Source organism: Myroides sp. DW712 (assembly GCF_046557355.1).
Lineage (GTDB): Bacteria > Bacteroidota > Bacteroidia > Flavobacteriales > Flavobacteriaceae > Flavobacterium.
Map to the genome: position 1 here is coordinate 1 of NZ_JBKFDO010000006.1, position 24,973 is coordinate 24,973.

Here is a 24,973-nt window from a genome sequence, read left to right on the forward strand (position 1 = left end):
ACAACCGAGAAGAAATTCTACTATATCGACGCAGAAGGCGATCACGAAGAAATTGACTGGTCAGACTTCAATACGACAAACGAGACCTTTACGTTGGAAGATGATATGTTGACGATTACTGATAGTGATGGGAATGCCGTTAAATTGGCGGTGAGTGAGATTGCCAATAATTCTACCTTCATTACTGAATTGACAACCAATGAAGAATTCATTACAAATCTTACCGATAATGAAACATTGATTACTAAAATTGTCAACAAATTAGAAGGTAAATTCGGTAACGTTTACTACGATACAACCGAGAAGAAATTCTACTATATCGACGCAGAAGGAGATCACGAAGAAATCGACTGGTCAGACTTCAATACGACAAACGAAACCTTTACGTTGGAAGATGATATGTTGACGATTACTGATAGTGATGGGAATGCCGTTAAGTTGGCGGTGAGTGAGATTGCCAATAATTCTACCTTCATTACCGAATTGACAACCAATGAAGAATTCATTACAAATCTTACCGATAATGAAACATTGATTACTAAAATTGTCAACAAATTAGAAGGTAAATTCGGTAACGTTTACTACGATACAACGGATCAAAAATTCTACTACATAAACGCAGAAGGCGACAAAGGAGAGATAGATTTTTCAGACTTCAACACAACCAATGAAACCTTTACATTGGTGGACGATATGTTGACGATTACTGATTCAGATGGGAATAAAGTAGAGTTAGCCGTAAGTGAGATTGCGCAAAACGCCTCCTTTATTACCGAATTGACTGCTAATGAAACGTTTATTACGAATTTGGTGACCAAGTTAACAGGGAAACTAGGAAACGTTTATTACGATACAACCGATCAAAAATTCTATTACATCAAAACAGATGGTTCAAAAGAAGAAGTTGATTTTACAGATCTTAATACAACCAATGAGAGCTTTACGTTGGAAGGCACGATGTTGACAATTACAGATTCAGATGCTAACAAAGTACAACTAGATGTAAGCATACTAGCGAGCAGTATTACGTTAGAAGGGGATGTAACAGGAACAGCATCAACAACCAAGTTGGCTAAAATCCAAGGAAAACCAGTAAGTGCAGAAAACGTAACAGCTGGGGAAATTTTAGTATTCGATGGCGTTGCATGGAAACCTGGTAGACCAGAAGTTAATGCTGAGGGAATCCTTAATGCGAAGAATCTAACCGCTGCAGATGCAACCATTGTGGTAACAGGTACTAGTTCTGTCTTAAAAGATACGAGTATTAAAGTAGCCGATGGTGGAATTACAACGACGCATATCAAAAATGGAACAATCCTGCCAGAAGACCTTGATAAGTCACAAGTACCAAATCAAGTATTAGTTACGGATAGCAACAATATTCCTGGATGGGCGGATAAATCAGCGGTTTCTACTTCACCGTGGTTAGTACAAGGATCAACCACTGTAGCTACGTCAAATACACAAAATATTTACCAAAAAGGTACCGTTGCTATTGGGGCTGATGCTATTCCACCAACAGAAACAACAGCTAAATTATTCGTGGCGGGAGATGTCGTAACAACAGGTAAGTTTATCACAACCAATTCAGTGTATGCGGATTATGTGTTTGAGAAATACTTTACAGGAAGTTCAGATATCAAGCTAACTTACGAATTTAATACCCTCAAGGATATTGCAGCGTTTGTGAAGAAAAATCACCATTTACCAGGAGTAACGCCAATTGCGGAGTTAAACAAAAATGAAAATGGTTATGGTTTTGATTTAACAAATTTATCTATAGAGTTATTGGAAAAAGTAGAGGAATTGTTTTTACATACCATCGAACAACAAGATCAAATTGAGCAGTTGAAAAAAGCACAAGAAGCTTTAAACAACCGCTTAGAAATGGTAGAAAAAATGATGAATAATAATTAATTCTGTTGCAATGTTTTCCTTGTAACGGGAATAAATATAAACGATATATGAAAAAATTATATATACTACTTTTGTTTCTATACACTTTGGTCGGAGTAGCACAAACCCCAGGGGGAGTGCCTAATCTAACCATAGAGTTTTGGCTAACAGCAGACGAAGTGAATCCAGTAATGCCAGAAGACGGAGATGATGTCGCTACTTGGACAGATTTATCAGCAAATGGACGTCATTTTGGAAATACTACAGGATATGTACCTCGATTTGTTAAATCCGCGATGAATTTCCATTCTAGTATGGAATTTTATAATGATGATGAATTGACCGCTGCAAATAATGCTAGACGGAAATTAGAAGGAAGTACCTCTTTTCAGGTAGATCAAACTCGATCCTATTATGTTATCTGGGTGTCTCGCTTAGATGAGAATGCATATACAGGAACAGAAAGTAGAGCCATTGTGTTTGGACTATCTTCAGGACGTAATAATGATTTTGGGTGGATTGCAGGAGTTGGTTCAGATGCGAGAAGACTTTGGAATCGAACGAGAAATATTCAATACAAACACGATAGAGAAACTAAAACTTACGGAATCGGGTTAGCAATTATACCAAACATTGATGGATCAGGAGGATTGCCACAGCAACAATTCTTAAATGGATTGAAGAGTGGAACTACAATGGCTGCTAGATATTTGGATAGACGAAGTGGAATCAGTGTGATTGGCAATGCCGATGCTGGTACGACAACATCAGAGAATTTTGCGGGTGAAGTCATGGAAATTATTGTGCTCTCTCGACCTGCTGGTTCCAGTGGAACAGCATTAAGTGCGGTGGAGATCAATAAAATCAATACGCATTTAGCAATCAAATATGGAGTTGGATTAGAAACTGCTCAACAACAGTATTTACTTTCTGATAATACTATGATATACAATAGTTTGGATTCTGGTTATACGGGGTATAACAAAGATATATTTGGACTAGCAAGAGATGATAGCAGTGGATTGTTCCAAAAGCAAGCTATGAGTACGGATAAACCTTCGTTGGTTGTTTCTTTGGGAAGTTTTAAAGAAACCAATGCCGAAAATACAGCTACGATGCCAGATAAACATGCTTTACTATTTGGAGCGAACGGATTGGAGGGAAATTCAACCTACGATTTGGGACCTGGAACACAATTCATGAACTACACCTTACAAACGGGTGTAAATCCAGAAACAGGGGTTTCTATGGATGAAAAGCTTACCGTGTTGTATAACTATAAATTAAGAGCAAAAGCGACAGGAGCAACTTCGTTTACCATTAATGCTAAGTTAGCGCTTGGAACTTGGCTCTTAGTCAGTACAAATCCTAATTTTGTACCAAGTCAAACACGTATATACAAGGTAGAGGATGGAGTAATCAAAGATTTAGTTATCAACGATGGAGACTATATCGGATTTACGGCTAATTTCGTTGCACCAGGAGGCGTAACCAATGGATTGAGAATGTGGTTGAACGCCTCTAATCGAAAGAATTTAACACTAGATTCTCGTGGAGAGATTGTCAATTGGGAAGATAATGCCGGATTGGGAACGAGCTATAGAAAAAGAATGGCGAATAATTCAGCTCCTTTATATTTAAAAGGAGAAGAACGTACCAATTATCATCCAACCCCTTTATTTAGAAAGTGGGAAGACTATTTAGTTACAGATAAGGCCGCCATGTCTAAGGCAATTCCAGACGATGTCGCTTTTTATGCCGTGGTCAATCACGATTTTAATGCTGCTGATCGATCTTATTTTATTGGTTTTGGGCAACAAACTATTGGAACCAATGCCAGAAGACCTTCTTTCGGGGTATATCGTGGTGGGAGCAATAATGTGGATGGATTAGGGCGTATCGGTTCAACGGGACTGCACAATAGTCCAAGTCGATTGTTTAATGCCGGTGCAACAACTATTGCCGGGTACCATTGGAAAGTAGGAAATGGAGTTACTTTTGAATTTGATGGTGGACATTCGGAATATGTAAGTCATACCCATAAAAATGTATTGATGAATGGCCCTGGAATGTTGGGATTGGGTAGCTCATCCAAAAATTACAATTTATTTGGGGTTATGCCAGAGGTCATCCTGTATGAAAGGGTACTAACGCAAAATGAGAAAGACCGTATCAACTCTTATTTAGGATTAAAATACGCGATTACCATTAAATTAGGGACTTCATCTACACCTAACTTCGACTATATACTCTCTGATAATACGTCCATTTGGGATGGAAATAGCAACCCGCATAAAGCCTATCACAATAACGTAGCATCCGTGGTACGCGACGATGATATGGACTTGTATAATGCACAGGCAAAATCTACAGACGTTGGGTCGATTGTGCACATGGGAGTAGGAACCAAATTGGGAGTTGATCCTGATTTAGGCTTATTACTCCACGATGATTCCGCAATTACGTGGGGACATAATAACGGAAGTTTAACGCCTTATTCTTTTGCTGGAAATGAAGATATTTGTGGAGCCATGGACTCTCGTTTAGGCACGCGCATTTGGTTAGTGGACAATACCAACTTTGATCAAAGTATATTAGTACGTACCCATGATACTGGTGCTTTTCCATATAATGGGCCAAATTGGCAAGTATTTATGTTGGTCGCGGATTCACCCAATAAAATAATCTCAAATAACTGGGACCAAGTGATTGAGATGAGCTATGTGGATGGCGGACACCAAGCCAATTATAAATTTCCAAAAGATCAGTTAACCTATATTACGTTTGCCGCAAAAACGCTACCAGGTATTTGTGAATCTTGCGAATTTAATGGTGTAAAGATGATTGACTTCACAAAGGCAAATTGGACCAGAGGCCAAATGGCTAAAACCTTTACGCTAGGAGATGGGTTTACAGCAGATGTAAATGTAAGTGTAGAGTCGCCTTCAAGTATGAGAAGCCGTTATCCACGTCCTTCTTCGTATCGCTCATTAAGAGAATACAGAAGAAGAGGAACAGGAGATCAAAAAATGGTAACGGAAGTGGTACTCAAACAAAATGGCGAATTAAAGGCCGCAGCGAGTTCTTTTGAAATTTTTGAAGTGGACCGATTAGGGAGACGGTACACCAATATCGAAGTGTATGGAGTTTGTGGGGAAGGAATTGTTCATCCGAAGCTAAGCTATGTTGCAGCAAGAAGTTCCTATACTATTGAAATGAATAAAGCGAAAGGACATGCTTCTTCTGGTTATGCGTCTAAAAAAGGTAGAATGTACGTAGAATTTGATGTACCAGTTGAAAAAATATATGTTGTACATACCTATACAGGAAAAGCAGGAAGTGGGAATATGCGTATAGGAGTAGGTCCGATGGAATTCTACTGTCTGCCACCTGCACCAGAACCAAATGAAGAGGGATTAATTTTTACGAAACAAGGACCACCCGAAATGTTATTATGTGAAGAGGCAACCTATTCGTTCCGCATTACTAATACCAATTGTGCTCCTTACTTGGTGAATTTCTCAGATATATTACCTGCAGGAATGAAATGGGAGAGTGAGTCCCTATCGATTGATAGTACAGCCATTGCTCAGGCAACAATCAATGACTATGGGCAAGCAAATGCCTTGAGTATCGATAATCTAGAGATACCTGGAGTTTCTACCTTAACGTTTAGAGCCAAGGCTATCTTTGATTTAGATGCACAAGAGGGCGTTTACGAAAATCGCGGAAAATTGAGCTATAATCCAGTCTTACAACCAACACAAAACGTTGAACTACTCAGTTGTGATCGCTTGTCAACAGGATGTGAACCTACTCGTACACATGCAACAGGTGTTCCAGGAGAACGACCATTGCCTATTGAGGTGGTGTCCTTTAAAACAGATAAGGCTTGCTATACCGAAGACAATGAAATTGAAGTTGCTGTGACTGTTAAAAATCCAAATGCATTTGCCTTGAACGATATGATGGTTGAGTTTAATTACAATGAGGAATTTACTTTTAAAGCGAATTCTATTTCTTCTCCAACAATCAGTTTAGGAAGTGCTGTAGTTATTGATACCTCAGAACCAGGAAATGTTGTGATTGAAGAATTTGTACTACCAGAAGGAGAACACACCCTTAAGTTCAAAATCAAAGCACCAAATGCCGCAGGAATTGTTATGGAAGATATCGATCCAAATAATCCTTCGCAAGGACAAATAGAATCACCACTTTTCATCGACTTTGAAATGGTCAATGAATCTGATGATGTGTGTCTCAATACCATTACAGCTGAAGTAAGTGATTCCTTAGAAATTGAATATTGCACGGTTTGTTATTATGACCCTGTGATTGGAGATGGTGGAGATATCTTAGATTCAAACGGATATTTAGCCATTACTTCCCTAGATAGACCTGATAAAACGTGGATTCCAACAAGAGGAAATGCCTTTATGGTACTCGAGTCTAAAACAAAAGGATTTGTGGTTTCACGTTTGACTACCACACAGATTATGCAACTATCACCTATAGCAGGTATGTTGGTCTATGATACCACTGTAAACTGCCTTAAAATGTTCAATGGTACAGCTTGGGGATGTTTGGAGCAAGGATGTGTGGATGAGTAAAAATTATAGAAGGAAAAAAGAAGAAGATAATGCCTTCAATCTTTTTTCCTTTAACTTAAAATTGAAATACTATGATAAATAAGTTATATATACGTGGGTTTTTGTTCCTTGTTTTTTTAGGGTTAGGCGTGATAAATGTCCAGGCTCAAACTGCTATTGGAAAGAAAACAACAGAAGGTCCTGACGTTTTGTTAGACTTCAAAGATGGAGACAATAGAGGAATCATTTTACCTTGGGTAACAAACGAATCTGACGTTACTACACCTGTTGGAGGGACGCTTATTTTTGATTCAAATGATAAAAAGGTAAAATATTACCAAGCGGGGACTAGCGCAAATTGGGTAGACTTATCCATCAAAGAAGGAGCCGTGGATACGAGTATTCAACAAGCTACTGGAGAAGCAACAACCCATGATCCAGCAGTGATTGGAAATCGGACCACTTCAGTATCAGGAGTTTTGGTTTTAGAATCTTCTAACAAAGCGATGGTTTTACCCAAAATGGAAAACCCGCATTTAAATATACTCAGTCCGCAAGCGGGAACTATGGCCTTTGACACAATATCTAAAATGCTCTGTATTTTTAACGGTAGTGAATGGAGTTTCTGGAAAGTTAAAAATTAACCTAAAAGATTAGAAAAAATAGCGTAAATTACGTTAAAATTACAGGTAAAAAAATTAGACAATGAAAAAGATGAAATATACTATAACACTCGTTGTTGGTTTTGTCGCAATTGTAGCACAAGCCCAAAATACAGAACATCAAATTGTTGTTAATACAGGAGTAATGTTCGTTTCGCCTAATGAAACGCTGTCTACACATTTTGATTTTTCCAATACCAAAGAGGGGAGCGTGGTAAATGATGGAACCGTCTATTTTTTCCGCAACTTTAATAATGATGGATACTTTAGTTTTACCCAAAAAGGCAAAAATTCAACCAAGGGAACAACTGTTTTTAGTCGATATAACGATGAAGAAGGAGTTCAGTTAATCAGCGGAAATGCAATGACTGAATTCTTTGATGTAGAGCTCAATAACAAAACACCCAAAATGGCTTTTGACTTAAAAAACAATATGGGGGTTTATGGCGTTTTGCACTTCAATGAAGGAATTATAAAAGTAGATGAAACCCTTAACCCTGCTCATAATTTGTCCTATGGTATGTTGACCTTTCATCAAGGGGCGCAAGCGTTTAATACAAGTGACCTGTCCCATGCAGAAGGTAAAGTAGAAAAAATAGGAAATGAAAGTTTCGAATATCCCATCGGAAATCAAACGTATTATCGACCAGCATCTATTGGCGCTCCCAATGATATTCTAGACGCCGTAGTCGCAGAGTACAAGTTAAAGGATGCTGCTTTTTTTGCAGATCGCAAAGGAAGTACAGGTGTAGTAAAAGAAGTAAATACGAACGAATATTGGAAGTTAGAAGGAAAGTTGAAAAAAGAAGAAACGGTTATCTTATCCTTGACTTGGGATGAGCAGACCACACTGCCTTCTTTGCTGAAAAATCCAGAAGAAGAGTTACACATCATTCGCTGGGATGAAAAACAAAAGCTATGGGTTGATGAAGGTGGGGTAGTTGATATGTCTACCCGTACGGTTACGACGCCAACAAAAATCAAAAAATTTGGTTATTTCACCTTGGGAACGGTAAACAAAGATTGGATTTTAGATGATGGAGTAGTTATCTATAACTTAGTGACACCAGATGGGGATGGGAAAAACGATTATTTTATCATTGATAATATCAACAGATATTCCAATAATCGCGTTGAAATCTACAATCGTTGGGGAGTAAAAGTATTTGAAACTACCCAATATGATCCGAATGGCGATGGAAGTAGCAATGTATTTACTGGATATTCAGATGGTAAGATTACTATAGATAAAAAGAAGAAGTTACCAAGCGGAACGTACTACTATATTGTGACGTATGAATACAAAGATGCCAACGGTAGTCGCATGATTAAGAAAGCCGCTAACTTACATTTAGAGACCAATTAAACCGCAAGTAAATGAAAACAAGTAAAATAGTAAAAACAATAGTTCTTGGAGGTGTAGGTTTGTTGGGAGTCGTGCAATCGTATGGTCAACAAGATCCGCAATATACCCAATACATGTACAATCACTCCAACATTAACCCCGCTTATGCTGGGAGTAGAGAAGGATTGAATATTTTTGGACTATATCGTACCCAATGGGTAGGATTAGAAGGAGCTCCTAAAACAGCGACTTTAGCAGTAAATACACCACTTGGTGAATCTGGTTTGGGGTTAGGAGTTAGTTTTACCAACGATCACTTAGGGGTCATGGATGACAACACTCTGGCAGTCGACTTATCTTATGCAGTTGATCTAAACTACCAGTATAAATTGGCTTTTGGTTTGAAAGGATCTGCCAATCTATTAGATGTAAACTACAGTAAATTACATATTTATAATCCAACGGATCCCGTGGCTGAAGAGGATATCAAGAATGAATTTACACCGAATGTTGGGGCTGGTTTATTCTTGTATTCTGATCGAGCTTATGTCGGATTGTCCGCACCAAATTTATTGACTAGAACGCGCTATGATGATAATGACGTGGAGACCATGCGTCAGAAAATGCACCTATACTTAACTGGAGGGTACGTATTTGAATTGAATCCTAACCTCAAGTTTAAACCGGCTACCATGATTAAAATGGAGCAAGGTTCGCCTCTACAGGTGGATGTAAGTGCAAACTTTATGTTTCTTGATAAATTCACTTTGGGAGCAGCCTATCGCTGGGATGCTTCTGTCAGTGGACTTGTGGGATTCCAAGTATCAGAAAATATTTTTGTCGGTTATAGCTATGATGCAGAAACAAGCAAGTTAGCACGTTATAACTCGGGTTCGCATGAAATATTTATGCGTTTTAGTTTGTTTAACAGCTACAAGCGCGTTGCTGCGCCGAGGTTCTTCTAAAAGAAAGTATTATGGTAAAACAAATCATACAAGTTGGAATAATGACCCTGACCTTAAGTCTTGGACAGCTAGGCTATGGTCAGATTAAGAAAGAAAAACAAGCTGATAAAAGCTTTGACCGAACGGCCTATATTGATGCCATTCAGATTTATGAACGCATGGCTGAAAAAGGCTATGTCAATGGATCCATTCTACAAAATTTAGCCGATGCCTATTACTTCAATGGAAAATTAGTAGAAGCTAATAAATGGTATACGGAACTATTTGAAGGGCAATATGAGCATAAAGATGTAGGTCAACTGCCCTCCGAATACTACTATCGCTATAGTCAAACCCTTAAAGCGGTCAAAAACTACGAAAAAGCAGATGAATTGATGGAACAATTCTCTCGCATCGAAAAACAAGACCAAAGAGTCGCGGAGTACACCAAGAATAGAGCCTATCGCTCAACGATTGAAAAGCAATCCAATCGCTATGAGGTCGAATTACTGCCATTAAACAGTGGATTCTCTGATTACGGAGGAACAATGCTAGGTAATACGTTTGTTTTTACCTCGGCTCGTGAAACTGATCACCAAAGTAAACGCAAGATTCACTCCTGGACAAATGAAAGCTATACTAGTTTGTATAGCGCTAAAATAGAGGGAAGTGGTTGGTCGAACCCAGAGCGTTTCCCAATTGATGAAGCTCCTTATGTCAATGACGCAACGGCTGTTTTTACACAAGATGGCTCCACCATGTATTTTACGCGAAATAACGTTAAGCCCAATGGTAAAAGCAAGCAAAATAAAAAACACAATTCGTCGTTAAAAATCTATAGAGCATTAAAGCAAACGGATGGGTCGTGGGGACGAGTAATGGAATTGCCTTTTAATTCGGATAATTTCAATACTGCCCATCCGGCTTTAACTCCAGATGATAAATGGTTGTACTTTGCTTCAGACCGTGAGGGGGCCATCGGACAATCCGATTTGTATCGCGTCGCTGTATTTAAAAATGATGGCTATGGTCCAGTAGAAAATTTGGGAGCAAGCGTCAATACAGAAGGTAGAGAAAGCTTTCCTTTTATTTCTTCAGATAATCAGCTGTATTTTGCCTCTGATGGACATCCAGGCTTAGGAGGAATGGATATTTTTGTCACTCCACTCCAGGCCGATGGTACTTTTGGAGCCGTTACCAATATGGGAGAACCCATCAACAGTAGCATGGACGATTTCGGCTTTTACCTCAAAGAAGGAAAAGGATTCTTAAGTTCCAATCGAGCAGGGGGGCATGAAACAGATAACATTTATAACCTGACGGAACGTCCTTGTGTTAAAAAAGTAGAAGGGAAAGTATACGATTTAGAAACGAAGGAAGTACTAGCAGATGCTAAAATTAGTATTACTGATGCCCTCTATCAGAATAGTACATCCATGCAAACTAATGATAAAGGACAATTCGCTATCGCTGATTTAGCTTGTGAAGTGAAATATCGAATCAAAGTAGAAAAAGAAGCGTATAACACAGTAGAATTAGCTTTTTCCTTCGAGTATGAATCAGGAATAAAAACTTTTGATATCGGTTTAGAACGCAGTGTCAAACCGTTGCAGGTTAATGATGATTTGTTTAAGCGCCTGCAGTTGAAACCAATCTATTTCGACTTCGATAAGGCAAGTATTCGCAGTGACGCTGCGATTGAGCTGATGAAAATCGTAGAAGTTATGCGACAATATCCAACCATGAAAATAGATGTTCGTTCCCATACAGATAGCAGAGGGAATGATACATATAACTTGAACCTATCAGATCGCCGTGTGAAAGCCACTATTCAGTGGATGGCTAAACAAGGCATCGAGGCTAGTCGTTTGACTGGACGCGGCTATGGAGAAACACAATTGCTCAATGGTTGTAGCAATGGTGTCCGTTGTACAGAAGCAGAACATCAAGTCAATAGACGCAGTGAGTTCATCATTGTTGCCATGTAGTCTAAATCACAAAGACCAATAGTCGCAGAAAAAAATCTTTTTAATAGCTATTTTAAAAAGAAAATGTATTCAGCTGTTCTACCCCTTGAGCAGCTGAATATTTTTTTTAACACATATCCAACTCAAAAATGACGCCTACTTGATCCAAGCTGCAGCCTACTGTTAGACGGTTAACAACAGTTTAAAAATATTTTAAAAAGTTTAATTAACTTAAAAAAAGATAGTATTGTAAAATTATATTTGATTAATTTGTGTTTTTTGTTTAAATTTATGTGAAAAATCTCTTTATAATGAAAAATACTACTTTTGATGATTATGCTTTATATGATGCAAGTGGTACCAAACACGATTTTGTATTAATGGAAATCGATCACCTCTTGCAATTGGGAACTACCTATCTTTCTACATTAAATCAACAGGATTTTTTTAAAGTGATTTACATTACAGAAGGTGAAGGGGTGTATCATGCCGATTGGCAAACCTTTGAACTCAAGAAGGGGGATATCTGTTTTGTCGGTCATTTCCAACAGCAACGCTGGAGTATGACCAAAAGCATAAAGGGATACATTATTAATTTTAAATCTGTATTCTTAACCAAGTTTATTACCAACCATTTATTTGTGCAAGAGCTCACTTTTTTTAATCAATTCACGACCCATAATTTATTGCATAGCACAGTTTTGGGTAATCGGGTAGAGCATGCCATCCAAAGTATCTTACACGAGCTAAAACTTGAAATCAATAAGGATATTAATTTAATTCGCATTTATTTGTTGGAAATACTGTTGATATCAAAACGAAAAATTGACCGAAAGAATCAAGTCAAAAAGGAAAGTGTCAATACCAACATTATTGTCGATCAATTTGAACAACTCATAGAAAACCACTTTTATGAGTATAAATTTCCCAAAGAATATGCAAAGCATTTACGGGTAACCCCTAATTATCTGAATAGTATTTGCAGAAAAATAAAAGGCAAATCTGCAGGAGATTTAATTCGAAATCGAATTCTACTCGAAAGCAAGCGATTGCTAATGACGACCAATCTATCCGCTAGTGAAATTGCTTTTCGATTAAACTTTAAAGATAGTTCGTATTTTACACGTTTCTTTAAGAAATATGTAGATCTAACTCCTGACGATTACAGAAGACGTAACTAATGAATACAATAAAGTTAATGTGGAATAGTCGCAGCCTCGTTCGAGACTTCTTCGACTGTGCTTGGAGAATACCTGCAAAATAGACCCTTTTGTCGGAGAAATGTTGGAGGAGTCTCGAAGGAGTCTTTAAGATGTGTTGAAGGAATGCTAAATAAGTGTAGATATACGTAGAGCATACTAAATCATCAATCCTATCAATCCGCCCTCATTCCTCATCCTCGTTTGATAAAAAATCCACAATTATTTCTTGCATTTCCTCTATAGAAACAATTTGCGTATCTGGATGTTGTTTTACCCAATTTGCATTTAATGCAACTAAATCTTCCGTTGGGAAATTCTTATCTTCTAGTAATGGAGCGATTTCTTTTCCTTTTTCAATTGGGTTTTCTAAAAACTTAGCAAGCTTTATCTTGCTAAAAAGCTTCATCTTACGCATTTGTTTTTCAAAATAATCCAAATGGTCAACGGCTTCCATTGCGGCTAAGCCTGACTGGATAATTTCAACCAAATCCAAGTCCCATTTGGTTTGATGAATAAAGGCTGCTAAACCTTCCGCTCTTACTATCGTATAGTAATAGTCTACACAATAGCTTGCAAAAGCATCGGGATGTAGTTCATCATCACCTACGTCGGAATGGCGTAAATAATTAACAACAGAGATGTTTGATTGGACTACGGCCAGGGCAGTGTTTGTAGCTAACGCATCTTTTGATAATAGGATGGAAGGAAATTCTCTCATGATATGTTTTTAAGTAATCGCAAAGGTAGATGAATTGGAAGCGAAATCATAGTTGTTGGATGTAGTTTTAACCAGATTGGGGTGAATCGTAGAGCATTTCTACATTAGTTCTACAGTTTTATTTATGAAATGTTAATTTTTATAGCTCTAATCATGCAATAAATCGTTGTTTATGTTAAAAAACAACAACAAATACGTAGATAGAATGATTCTTGTACTATTTAGAGTGAACTAAAAATATAATAAAATGAAAAAGACACTAAAAAGAACAGCAAAACTACTTGCCTTAGGTAGTATTATGGCATTTGTATCCTTATCATGTAGTAAAGATGATGATCCAACGGATAATGATCTCTTTATTGGAAAGTATAAAGGACATATCACCTATACGAAAGATGATACACATATTGACGTCAAAGACGGGAATGTTGAAGTAGTAAAAGTAGGGAAGGACTATAACTTTATATTTTCAGATAAGATTCCCAATTTAACAGGCGTTAAATTTGAAAAAGATGGTGAAAATACAGTGATTAACATTGGTTCAGATGAGGCTCACCTCATTAAGATTGATGCCAGTACGTTATTCATTGCCTATGCCAAGGACGGTGAGATTTGGTCGGCGAACTGTAGCAGATAAACAACAAAACGAAATTCTAATAAAGAAAGCGGGCTATTCCAACAAAGAATAGCCCGTTTTTTATCTTATTAGTTATGATTCGTACGCTGATGCTTCACAAAGCAAGTGCAATTAAAGCTTGCGTCTTTTCATTTCTGTTTCAATTAAATCCAATTCGCGATTGGTTTGTCCTTTCACTGATGTATTTTCTTGAGCTCGGCGAATCAAGTACGGAATGACATCGCGTACAGGACCAAACGGCAAATATTTGGCTACGTTATAATTTGCTTTGGCTAGGTTGAAACTAATATTGTCACTCATACCGTATAATTGACCAAAGAAAAGACGTTTATCATCGTGAGCAATGCTGTGTTTTTCCATCAATTCCATGACTAATTTTGAGCTGCTCTCGTTGTGAGTTCCAGCAAATAGCGCCATGCAATCCATATTTTCTAGCATAAAGGTAACTGCAGCGTCATAGTTGATGTCCGTTGCCTTTTTATCCACGCAAATCGGTGATTTATATCCTTTTTGAGCTGCGCGTTCTCTTTCGATCTCCATATAAGCCCCGCGAACCACTTTCATTCCAATGTGGAAACCTTCTGCTTTAGCAATTACATGTAAATCTTTTAAGAACTGTAAACGATCCCAACGATAAAGTTGTGCCGTATTGTAAATCAAAGCTTTCTCTTTGTTGTACTTGCGCATCATATCTAATACAATCGCATCAGCAGCATCTTGCATCCAGCTGTGCTCGGCATCAATTAACAACAAGACATCGTGGTCATACGCAAATTTACAAGCCATATTGAAACGGTACACAATGCGTTCCCATTCCTTTTCTTCTTCAGCTGTAAACGGTTTACCTTCGCCTTTTTTAACGAACATATCGAAACGACCAAAGCCCGTTGGCTTAAAAACCGCAAACGGAATAGCCTCCGGACGTGCCTTAGCTAATTCAATCGTTTTGATCGTCATATTTAAGGCTGCATCAAACTGCTCTTCCGTTTCTTTCCCCTCTACAGAGTAGTCCAACACCGAAGCAACACCTCCTTGGTTGTACATGTTGTCCACAACACTCAAACAATCTTCTTCGTTGATTCCCCCACAAAAGTGGTCAAAAACCGTCGATCGTATAAGTCCAGTTACGGGTAAATGTGTTTTGATGGCAAAATTAGCTAAAGAGGACCCCATTTTTACTAACATGGGCTTGCTAATCATTTTGAATAAAAAGTGTGCTCTTTTTAACTCTTTATTATTCTTAAGTGCAAAAGCTACTTCTGTATTGTTAAATAAATTTTTCATTATTTGCTAATAATAACTGTTGTGCAAATATAGCTACTCTTTTAGTTTTTATTCAAATATTTATACTTTACTTTGTATAGTAAATGAATTTAAATGGTAAAAGTAGAAACCGCAGATTATCCTATTTATTTTGGTGGGGAAGGGTATGCAAGTTTAGGTGACTTTTTGAACGAAAAACAATACAGTAAGTTGCTGATTTTAACAGATTCAACATGTAATGAACTTTGTTTGCCTCATTTTTTAGCTCATCTTCCCACAACTATTCCCTTTGAAATTGTAGAAATAGAACCAGGCGAAACAGCCAAAGAACTCAGTACTTGTGAAGGGGTTTGGTCTGCTATGCTCGATTTAGAATTCGATCGACACAGTGCGCTTATTGCGGTAGGTGGAGGAGTGGTCTCTGATATTGGTGGTTTTATTGCTTCAGTTTATATGAGGGGGATTGATTGCTTCCTGGTGCCTACAACTTTATTGGCGATGGTAGATGCGTCTATTGGTGGGAAAACAGGTATAGACCTCCAAGGAGCAAAAAACGTCATCGGCAGTTTTAGTACGCCCCAATTGGTAGTTATTGACGCAACCTATTTAGAAACACTTGACCCAAGAGAATTAAAATCAGGCTATGCAGAGATGTTGAAGCATGGTTTAATCTATGACGAAAGTTATTTCAATCACCTTAAAGCTATTGCAACCGTTGATTTTGCTGATATTGAAACCTTAATTTATCACTCTGTAGTTATAAAAAGTCAAATTGTGCAAGAAGATCCGCACGAAGCAGGTGTGCGCAAAATACTAAACTTTGGTCATACGGTTGGACATGCCATCGAAAGCTATTATTTGACAAATCCAGCAAAAAATCGTATGTTGCATGGAGAGGCAATCGCAATAGGAATGGTAGTAGAAGCTTACGTATCGACTGTTATTTTAGGGTTAAATTGGACTGCTTATCAAGATATCAAAGAATCTATACAGTATATTTATGGAAAAGAAGTGTTTTCTGAAACTGATGTCGAGGAAATACTGCAATGGGTAAAGTTTGATAAGAAAAATAGGGCAGGAATAATTCAGGCCGTTTTACTCGCTCAAATTGGACAGTGTTCTTATAATCAAGAAGTGTCTAAACAATTGATTGCGAAAGGCTTTGAGGATTATTTAAAATAGTAGTGATTTTAACCGCGTTTTTGGAATTTCGATTTAATATTTTGTTACATTTGCGCTCGTGAAAATAGATGTTTTATATAGTAGATTATGCGTTTCATCGCGAAGGAACAGTAGGCGTTTTGTGAGAAGACAAAAGGCCAATTTTGTATATACTATTATTAAATATTCAAAGGAAGCATTGAACTCATTTCGTTTTAGACACAAGCTTCCTATTGTATTTGCCAATATTAGAGTTTGAAAAACGGTTGAACTACCGTTTAAATTACAAGAATTAATAACTTTTAAAATTGACTTTTCAAATGAATACAAAATATGTTGACTTAATCAATCAAACTTTTTACTTCCCACAAGAGGAGTTTAAATTGAATAAAGACAATCTTCAATTTCACAATATCGATTTAATGGGATTAGTTGAAAAATACGGAACACCATTAAAGTTTACTTACTTGCCTAAAATTTCGGATAACATTGCTAAAGCAAAGGGAATCTTCCGAAAAGCAATGGAAAAAAATAAGTATAAAGGAAATTACTACTACTGCTATTGTACAAAAAGCTCGCATTTCTCTTATGTGTTAAATGAAGCGTTTAAAAATGATATCCACGTAGAGACCTCGTCTGCTTTTGACGTAAATATCGTAGAAAAGTTATTGGAGACTGGTAAAATCAACAAAGATACCTTCGTTATTTGTAATGGATTCAAACGTTCACAGTACATTGATAATATTGCAAATTTAATTAATAACAAGCACGAAAAAACAATTCCAATCATCGATAACTATGAGGAATTAGACTTGTTACAAGATCAAATTGAGAAGAAATTCAAAATCGGTATCCGCATTGCTTCAGAGGAATCACCTAAGTTTGAGTTCTACACGTCTCGTTTGGGAATTGGATATAAAAGCATCTTGCCTTTCTATAGAAAGCAAATTGCAGAAAATCCAAAAGTAGAATTGAAAATGTTACACTTCTTTATTAATACAGGTATTCGAGATACAGCCTACTACTGGAATGAATTAGTGAAGTGTTTGAAAGTGTATATCACTTTGAAAAAAGAATGTCCAACATTGGATAGTTTAAATATCGGTGGAGGATTCCCTATCAAAGATTCGTTGGCTTTTGAATTCGATTACCAATACATGGTAGATGAAATCATCAACCAAATTAAAATCGTATGTGAAGAAGCAGAAGTAGATGTGCCAAATATCTTTACCGAGTTTGGATCGTACACAGTAGGGGAAAGTGGAGGAGCGATTTATGAGATTTTGTACCAAAAACAACAAAATGACAGAGAAAAGTGGAACATGATTGATTCGTCTTTCATTACGACTTTACCTGATTCATGGGCTATTAACAAGCGATTCATTATGTTGCCTATTAACCGTTGGAACGATGCTTATGAGCGTATTTTGTTGGGTGGATTGACTTGTGATAGTGATGACTACTACAACTCGGAACAAAACTTAAATGCGATTTACTTACCAAAATACAACAAAGAAAAACCGTTGTATATTGGATTCTTTAATACAGGAGCGTATCAAGATACAATTGGAGGATTTGGTGGGATTCACCACTGCTTGATTCCACAACCTAAACACATCCTAATCGACAAGGATGAAAATGGAATTATCGCATCTGAATTGTTCTCTGAACAACAAACAGCCGATCAAGTTTTAGATATATTAGGATACAACAGAAATAAATAAACAATAAAATATAAAAGATTAATAAAATGAGTAAAGGACCAATTAGTCAGTTTATTGAGCATCAATATAGACACTTTAATGCTGCTGCATTAGTAGATGCTGCAAAAGGATATGAATTGCATTTAGCAGAAGGTGGAAAAATGCTTATCTCTATGGGAGGAGCAATGAGTACAGCAGAATTAGGTATTTCATTAGCAGAGATGATCCGTCAAGATAAAGTACACTTTATCTCGTGTACAGGAGCAAACCTAGAGGAAGATGTAATGAACTTAGTGGCTCACTCTCACTATAAAAGAGTGCCAAACTACAGAGATTTAACACCAGAGCAAGAAAGAGAATTATTAGATAGTCACTACAACCGTGTAACAGATACTTGTATTCCTGAAGAAGAAGCTTTCCGTCGTCTACAAAAACACTTAGAAGATGTATGGCATGCAGCTGAAGCAAAAGGAGAGCGTTATTTTCCACATGAATTCTTATACCAAGTAGTAAATTCAGGGGTATTAGAGCAATACTATGAAATCGATCCAAAGGATTCTTGGATTGTAGCTGCTGCTGAGAAAAACTTACCAATCGTTGTTCCTGGATGGGAAGATTCAACTTGTGGTAATATCTTTACGTCAAACGTAATCAAAGGAAAATTAAACGTACATACGGTGAAATCTGGAATTGAGTACATGATCTACTTAACAGAGTGGTACCGTGCAAATTCAGGTGGAAAAGGAGTTGGATTCTTCCAAATCGCTGGAGGTATCTCTGGAGATTTCCCAATCTGCGTAGTTCCAATGATGTACCAAGATTTAGAGTGGGAAGATGTTCCGTTCTGGGCTTATTTCTGTCAAATTTCTGATTCTACAACGTCGTATGGATCATACTCTGGGGCTGTGCCAAACGAGAAAATTACATGGGGTAAACTAGATGTAGATACACCTAAATACGTAATTGAATCAGATGCAACAATTGTGGCTCCATTAGTGTTTGCATACATTTTAGGTCAGTAATGAATAGATAAAAAATCTTGATAAAATAATTGGCATTTTATTTGTTAATTAGGATTTAGCTATTACATTTGAAAACGAAATAAAGCAATAAATATAAAATGAAGAGAGTAATTGTTGATTACGCGAAATTAACAAACGAGATTTTGACACTTTTAGTAGAGAAATTTCCTGATGGTTATGACGATTCAGATATTATTCGTTTTAAAAATATTAAAAACGAAACTGTTGAGGCTGTAGAAGTGAGAACAGAAGACACCATCTATCTAGTTAAAGTAAGTACTAAGTTAGCCGATCGTATCGAAAATTTCGATGACGAAGATGAAGATGATTTTGTAGATCCTGCAGACGATTCATTAGATGCATTGAAAGACTTAGAAATTGCTGACGAAGAGGATTAACGGTTTCAAGTAATATAAAAAGCTATCGCCCTGCGATAGCTTTTTTTGTTCAACCGTAAACTGTCAACCGTAAACTGTCAACTACCATGTTATTCGAAAAATTAAAGATTAAAAAAATAGAAAATAACGCATATCCCATGGGTTTATTACTGTTGGCCGATGAAACCATTGAGGCGATTGAAAGATATCTATACGACTGTACCGTGTACAGCGTTTGGAATGGTCTAGAAGAAATTGCAGTATTCTGTTTGTATAGGCAAGATGCAAAAACAGTAGAAATTAAAAATATTGCAGTTAGTACAGCCTATCAGAATAAAAAGATTGGAAGCTTTTTAGTCCAAGTAATCAAAAACCTCGCTAAAGAACAGCAATTCGAAACTCTCATTGTTGGAACGGCAGATACTGGACAGGCACAAATACGCTTTTATGAACGCAATGGTTTTGTTTTGTACGATACACGTAAAAATTTCTTTCTAGACAATTATCCAGCACCTATTTTTGAAAATGGAAAGCAATTGGTGGATATGGTGTTGTTGAAAATGGAACTGTGAGTCTTAATGGGTTATGGGTTAAGGGTTATGGGTTAAGGGTTATGGTGAGAGAACAAACAACAAAAGCCAAAAGCCAAATAACAAAAGCCAAACAACAAACACCAAAAGCCAAAAGAAAAAAAGTGTTTCTGTGAAATTTTGAATATATTTGCACACATTATAAAAAGACAATAAGTTACTAAAATATGAAAGCAGGTATTGTAGGATTGCCTAATGTTGGAAAATCAACACTATTTAATTGTTTATCAAACGCTAAGGCGCAAAGTGCTAACTTCCCATTCTGTACAATTGAACCCAATGTTGGGGTGGTAAACGTACCCGATCCACGTTTGTTAAAATTAGAAGAATTGGTAAATCCAGAGCGCGTTTTACCAGCAACAGTGGAAATCGTTGATATCGCTGGATTAGTAAAAGGAGCAAGTAAAGGAGAAGGATTGGGGAACCAATTTTTGGGAAATATTCGCGAGTGTAATGCAATTATCCATGTGTTGCGTTGTTTCGATAATGATAATATCGTGCACGTAGATGGAAAAGTAAACCCAATTCGCGACAAGGAAACAATTGACATTGAGTTACAATTGAAAGACTTAGAAACGGTTGAAAAGCGTTTAGAAAAAGTAAAGAAAGCAGCAAAAACAGGAAATAAAGAAGCACAAGTAGAGGCTGATTTATTAGAGCGTATTCGAACTGTTTTACTTGAAGGTAAATCTGCACGTGTAGTGGAGGCAAAAAACCAAGACGAAGAAGTATTGTTGGAAGCTTTTCAGTTGATTACAACAAAGCCAGTGCTATATGTATGTAACGTGGATGAAGGAGCAGCTGTGGACGGAAATGCGTATGTAGAGCAAGTAAAAGAGTTAGTAAAAGACGAAAATGCTGAAGTAATCGTATTAGCGGTAGGTACAGAAGCGGATATAACAGAATTGGAAACATTCGAAGAGCGTCAAATGTTCTTAGAAGATTTGGGCTTACAAGAACCAGGATCATCTAAATTAATCCGTTCCGCTTATCAGTTGTTGAAATTACAAACATATTTTACAGCGGGAGTAAAAGAAGTGAGAGCTTGGACGATTAATGTAGGAGATACAGCACCACAAGCAGCAGGTGTAATTCACTCTGATTTTGAAAAAGGATTTATCCGTGCAGAAGTAATCGCTTACGATGACTATGTAGCATTTGGTTCAGAAGCAAAGGTAAAAGAAGCTGGGAAACTAAGAGTGGAAGGAAAAGAATATATTGTAAAAGATGGAGATGTAATGCACTTCCGTTTTAACGTATAAAATATAAAAGAAAGAAAAAGTCGAGAAAGAGAGGTCGGAATAACCTCTCTTTTTTTGTATATTTAAGTTTTTGTTTATCGCATTGAGTTCATTTATGCTAAAAAAAATAGCACGATTTGTAAAGACGATTACCCTGTGTTTTTTTACATTTGTTGGGGTTTACGTAGGTGTGTTTTATTTACTATCCCTATGGCCGCATAGGGAAAATACAGCGATAGAAAATCAAGAAGAAAAAGAGATTATTATCTATCTATCGACCAATGGGGTTCATACGGATTTTGTGCTTCCAGCAACTACAGCCACACAAGATTGGCAATCGAAATTCGATTTTCAGGGCCGTGTTGTGCGTTGGGTGGCCTTTGGCTGGGGCGATAGAGGGTTTTATATCGATACACCGACGTGGAGTGATTTGCGAGCCACTACAGCGCTTCAGGCGCTTTCAGGATTAGGTGCTTCCGCTATGCACGTCACGACTTATGCTGTTTTTACAGCAGGAGAGAACCGAGTAAAGCTCACCTTAACCCCAAAAGAATATCAAACCTTAGTTCATTATATTGATGCAAGTTTTGAAAAAGAACACGGAATGTATAAACCTATAGAGGTTCAAGGTTATGAGGTAACCGATGCATTTTACGAAGCAAGAGGAAGTTATAGTTTATTTTATACGTGTAATACCTGGGTGAACCAAGGTTTAAAACAGTGCAAGCAAAAAGCAGCCCTGTGGACATTACACGATCAAGGAATTTTTAGGCATTATCAATAAGTATGATTCAACACATCCCCTTTAAAAAAATAGGCATTTTATTGAAACAATCCGTTGTGGATTTTTTAGATGACCGGGCAACTACCTTTAGTGCAGCGCTGTCTTACTACACCATCTTCGCATTACCTCCTTTGATTATTTTAATTATATCTGCCTCTGGATTTTTCCTAGAAGAAAAAGATGTCTCTTCTTTTTTCTACCAGCAGGTGGGAGAACTCGTCGGACCTAATACAGCCAAGGAAGTAGAAAGTGCCATGAATAATGTCACCATTAACCGCTCTGGTGTTTTACCAACGATTATAGGAGTGGTTATGTTGTTGTTTACTGCTTCTGGTGTTTTTGCGGAGATACAAAGCTCACTTAACTATATTTGGGGCTTCGTCGCTAAACCTGAAAAAAGCGTAATCCGATTGATTAAAAACCGCTTGTTGTCTTTTGCAATGATTGGTTCGGTAGGTTTCTTGCTGTTAGTGAGCTTGTTGGTTAATTCGTTAGCCAGCATTTTATTTGAATATTTAACGACTTATTTTGCAGAGTCCACCATTTATTTGGTTCAGCTCGTTAACAATATTATTGTATTTTTTATCATTACCCTGTTGTTTGCTGTTATTTTTAAAACTTTACCCAATGGAATTATTCGCATGAAAGACGTCCTAGTAGGAGCTGCTTTTACCGCTGTGCTATTTATGGTGGGAAAATTTGGTATCGGCTTTTATTTAGGCACCACGGCTAAATCCTCCCTTTATGGTGCAGCAGGTTCAATTATCGTAATGCTAATTTGGGTCTACTATTCTGCGATGATTTTGTATTTTGGCGCTGAATTTACCAAAAATTACGCGTTATTGTTTGGTCAGCGAATCAGACCTGGAGCGTTTTCTTTGGAAATTGATAAAAATGCCATCAAAAAGACCGAAGAATAGAAGGTTTTACAAGCAAAAAAACGGTATTTACAAATTTTTATCATTTTTATTTTAGCTTAAATAGTAGTATTTTAGCACAAATTCCAACAATTTATATGCAAAATCAAAATCAGTATACTGAAGACAATATTCGTTCTTTAGATTGGAAAGAACATATCCGTATGCGTCCGGGTATGTATATCGGTAAGCTTGGTGATGGATCGTCTCCAGATGATGGGATTTATATCCTAATCAAGGAGGTGATTGACAATAGTATTGATGAGTTTGTAATGGGCACCGGAAAAACTATTGAGGTTACGTTAAAAGATAAAATGGTTACGGTTCGCGACTTCGGGCGTGGTATTCCATTAGGAAAGGTTATCGATGTAGTGTCAAAAATGAATACCGGTGGTAAATACGACTCCAAAGCATTTAAAAAATCAGTTGGTCTTAACGGAGTGGGTACAAAAGCAGTCAATGCTTTGTCCACCTATTTTCGCGTAGTTTCTGTTCGCGATAATCAACAAAAAGCCGCCGATTTCTCTGCTGGTGATTTGGTGAATGAAGAAGAACTAGTAGAAACCACCAAACGCAAGGGAACTAAAGTGTCCTTTATTGCGGATGAGAAAATTTTTAAAAATTACAAGTACCGCAAAGAATATATTGAGCGCATGCTCAAAAACTATTGCTACCTGAATAAAGGATTGACTATTATCTTCAATGGTGAAAAGTTCTATTCCGAAAATGGATTAAAAGATTTACTGAACGAAAATATCAGTGAGGAAGATCAAGTGTATCCAATTATCCACCTGACAGGGGATGATATTGAAGTGGCCATTACTCACAGCAAGACCCAGTATTCAGAAGAGTACTATTCTTTTGTCAATGGACAAAATACTACCCAAGGAGGAACGCATTTAGGTGCCTTTAGGGAGGCAGTAGTGCGTACGTTAAAAGAATTTTATAATAAAAACTTTGAAGCCTCTGATATTCGTAAGTCTATCGTGGCGGCTGTTTCTGTAAAGGTAGAAGAACCCGTATTCGAATCTCAAACCAAAACAAAATTGGGTTCAACGGATATGGGACCCGATTTACCAACCGTACGTACCTTTGTCAATGATTTCGTTAAGACGCAATTGGATAACTATTTACACAAGAATCCAGATATTGCCGAGGCTTTATTACGCAAGATTTTACAAGCGGAACGCGAGCGTAAAGAGCTGTCTGGTATTCGAAAAATAGCAAAGGAACGTGCAAAAAAAGCAAGTTTGCACAATCGAAAATTACGCGATTGTCGTGTGCATTTTACAGATATTAAAAATCCACGCTATCTAGAAAGTACCTTGTTTATTACGGAAGGAGACTCTGCTTCGGGGTCTATTACCAAATCGAGAGATGTAAACACCCAAGCGGTTTTTAGTTTAAGAGGGAAACCCTTAAACTCTTACGGAATGACTAAGAAAATTGTATACGAAAACGAAGAATTTAACCTCCTTCAAGCGGCCTTAGATATCGAGGAAGACTTTGAAAGCTTGCGCTACAACAATATCGTAATCGCAACCGATGCCGATGTTGATGGGATGCACATTCGCTTGCTGTTAATTACGTTCTTTTTGCAATTTTTCCCTGAACTCATCAAAGAAGGGCATTTGTATATCCTACAGACGCCATTGTTCCGCGTGAGAAACAAAAAGGAAACCATCTATTGCTATAGCGAGGAGGAACGCGTAGCAGCGATTGAAAAGCTAAAACCTAAACCAGAAATTACGCGATTCAAAGGGTTGGGAGAGATTTCACCAGATGAATTTCAACACTTTATTGGTGAAAGTATTCGCCTAGATCCTGTGATGCTTGATAAATCAATGTCTATTGAAAAAATGCTAGAATTTTATATGGGTAAGAATACCCCAGATAGACAGGAATTTATCATTGATAATTTGAAAGTTGAACTTGACGTTGTAGAAGAATAGACT

17 protein-coding genes and 2 pseudogenes are annotated in these 24,973 nt (G+C 37.3%); 17 read left to right on the plus strand and 2 right to left on the minus strand.

Translation table 11 applies throughout. From position 1 onward, the window contains the following. From ACLJX0_RS06225 to ACLJX0_RS06255, 7 genes and pseudogenes are all read left to right on the plus strand, one after another. Nucleotides 1–1,917, plus strand: a pseudogene (locus ACLJX0_RS06225) (hypothetical protein); the annotation flags it as partial. 47 nt (nucleotides 1,918–1,964) lie between these two features. Next, nucleotides 1,965–6,506, plus strand: a complete 4,542-nt coding sequence (locus ACLJX0_RS06230) for a hypothetical protein (RefSeq protein WP_410879240.1) — start codon at nucleotides 1,965–1,967, stop codon at nucleotides 6,504–6,506. Nucleotides 6,507–6,577: 71 nt separating this feature from the next. After that, the gene (locus ACLJX0_RS06235; protein ID WP_410879241.1) at nucleotides 6,578–7,129 is read left to right on the plus strand and encodes a hypothetical protein; all 552 of its coding nucleotides are present in this window, start codon (nucleotides 6,578–6,580) and stop codon (nucleotides 7,127–7,129) included. Nucleotides 7,130–7,190: 61 nt separating this feature from the next. Then, nucleotides 7,191–8,513 (plus strand): gliding motility-associated C-terminal domain-containing protein, encoded by a 1,323-nt coding sequence (locus ACLJX0_RS06240; RefSeq protein ID WP_410879242.1) that lies wholly within the window; start codon nucleotides 7,191–7,193, stop codon nucleotides 8,511–8,513. A gap of 11 nt (nucleotides 8,514–8,524) precedes the next feature. Next, complete coding sequence (locus ACLJX0_RS06245) at nucleotides 8,525–9,457, plus strand: type IX secretion system membrane protein PorP/SprF (protein WP_410879244.1); 933 nt, start codon at nucleotides 8,525–8,527, stop codon at nucleotides 9,455–9,457. An 11-nt stretch (nucleotides 9,458–9,468) separates the two neighbouring features. After that, entirely contained in the window at nucleotides 9,469–11,424 is a 1,956-nt protein-coding gene (locus tag ACLJX0_RS06250) for an OmpA family protein (protein WP_410879246.1), read from the plus strand. Between the two features lie 290 nt (nucleotides 11,425–11,714). Beyond that, nucleotides 11,715–12,584, plus strand: coding sequence for an AraC family transcriptional regulator (locus ACLJX0_RS06255; protein ID WP_410879248.1), 870 nt, complete (start codon nucleotides 11,715–11,717; stop codon nucleotides 12,582–12,584). A 205-nt stretch (nucleotides 12,585–12,789) separates the two neighbouring features. Here the strand turns inward: ACLJX0_RS06255 and ACLJX0_RS06260 are convergent, their stop codons facing one another. After that, a complete protein-coding gene (locus ACLJX0_RS06260; RefSeq protein ID WP_410879250.1) occupies nucleotides 12,790–13,323 on the minus strand; it encodes a hypothetical protein in 534 nt (177 codons plus the stop codon). 247 nt (nucleotides 13,324–13,570) lie between these two features. Between ACLJX0_RS06260 and ACLJX0_RS06265 the strand changes: the two genes are divergently transcribed. After that, on the plus strand, nucleotides 13,571–13,960 hold the full coding sequence (locus ACLJX0_RS06265; RefSeq protein ID WP_410879251.1) for a hypothetical protein: 390 nt from the start codon (nucleotides 13,571–13,573) through the stop codon (nucleotides 13,958–13,960). Nucleotides 13,961–14,071: 111 nt separating this feature from the next. Here ACLJX0_RS06265 and ACLJX0_RS06270 read toward each other — a convergent pair whose 3' ends face one another. Beyond that, nucleotides 14,072–15,244: a proline dehydrogenase family protein gene (locus ACLJX0_RS06270; RefSeq protein ID WP_410879252.1), complete on the minus strand. Its 1,173-nt coding sequence runs from the start codon at nucleotides 15,242–15,244 to the stop codon at nucleotides 14,072–14,074. Between the two features lie 93 nt (nucleotides 15,245–15,337). Here ACLJX0_RS06270 and aroB point away from each other — a divergent pair, with 93 nt between their 5' ends. The 9 genes and pseudogenes from aroB to ACLJX0_RS06315 all read left to right on the plus strand — a co-directional run bounded on the left by aroB (nucleotide 15,338) and on the right by ACLJX0_RS06315 (nucleotide 24,970). Further along, entirely contained in the window at nucleotides 15,338–16,405 is a 1,068-nt protein-coding gene (gene aroB / locus ACLJX0_RS06275) for a 3-dehydroquinate synthase (RefSeq protein WP_410879254.1), read from the plus strand. Nucleotides 16,406–16,704: 299 nt separating this feature from the next. After that, nucleotides 16,705–18,108 carry an arginine decarboxylase gene (locus ACLJX0_RS06280; protein WP_410879256.1) on the plus strand — a complete coding sequence of 468 codons (1,404 nt, stop codon included), beginning with the start codon at nucleotides 16,705–16,707 and terminating at the stop codon, nucleotides 18,106–18,108. Between the two features lie 26 nt (nucleotides 18,109–18,134). After that, entirely contained in the window at nucleotides 18,135–19,109 is a 975-nt protein-coding gene (locus tag ACLJX0_RS06285; protein WP_410879258.1) for a deoxyhypusine synthase family protein, read from the plus strand. A 98-nt stretch (nucleotides 19,110–19,207) separates the two neighbouring features. Continuing rightward, nucleotides 19,208–19,504: pseudogene (locus ACLJX0_RS06290) on the plus strand (DNA primase); the annotation flags it as partial. An 89-nt stretch (nucleotides 19,505–19,593) separates the two neighbouring features. Continuing rightward, nucleotides 19,594–20,058 (plus strand): GNAT family N-acetyltransferase, encoded by a 465-nt coding sequence (locus tag ACLJX0_RS06295; protein WP_410879260.1) that lies wholly within the window; start codon nucleotides 19,594–19,596, stop codon nucleotides 20,056–20,058. Between the two features lie 185 nt (nucleotides 20,059–20,243). Beyond that, nucleotides 20,244–21,338 (plus strand): redox-regulated ATPase YchF, encoded by a 1,095-nt coding sequence (gene ychF / locus ACLJX0_RS06300; RefSeq protein ID WP_410879262.1) that lies wholly within the window; start codon nucleotides 20,244–20,246, stop codon nucleotides 21,336–21,338. Nucleotides 21,339–21,432: 94 nt separating this feature from the next. Then, nucleotides 21,433–22,101 carry a TIGR02117 family protein gene (locus ACLJX0_RS06305; RefSeq protein WP_410879264.1) on the plus strand — a complete coding sequence of 223 codons (669 nt, stop codon included), beginning with the start codon at nucleotides 21,433–21,435 and terminating at the stop codon, nucleotides 22,099–22,101. 5 nt (nucleotides 22,102–22,106) lie between these two features. Continuing rightward, nucleotides 22,107–23,021: a YihY/virulence factor BrkB family protein gene (locus ACLJX0_RS06310; protein WP_410879418.1), complete on the plus strand. Its 915-nt coding sequence runs from the start codon at nucleotides 22,107–22,109 to the stop codon at nucleotides 23,019–23,021. A gap of 95 nt (nucleotides 23,022–23,116) precedes the next feature. Next, nucleotides 23,117–24,970, plus strand: a complete 1,854-nt coding sequence (locus tag ACLJX0_RS06315; RefSeq protein WP_410879266.1) for a DNA topoisomerase IV subunit B — start codon at nucleotides 23,117–23,119, stop codon at nucleotides 24,968–24,970. The last annotated feature ends 3 nt before the right edge of the window (nucleotides 24,971–24,973 follow it).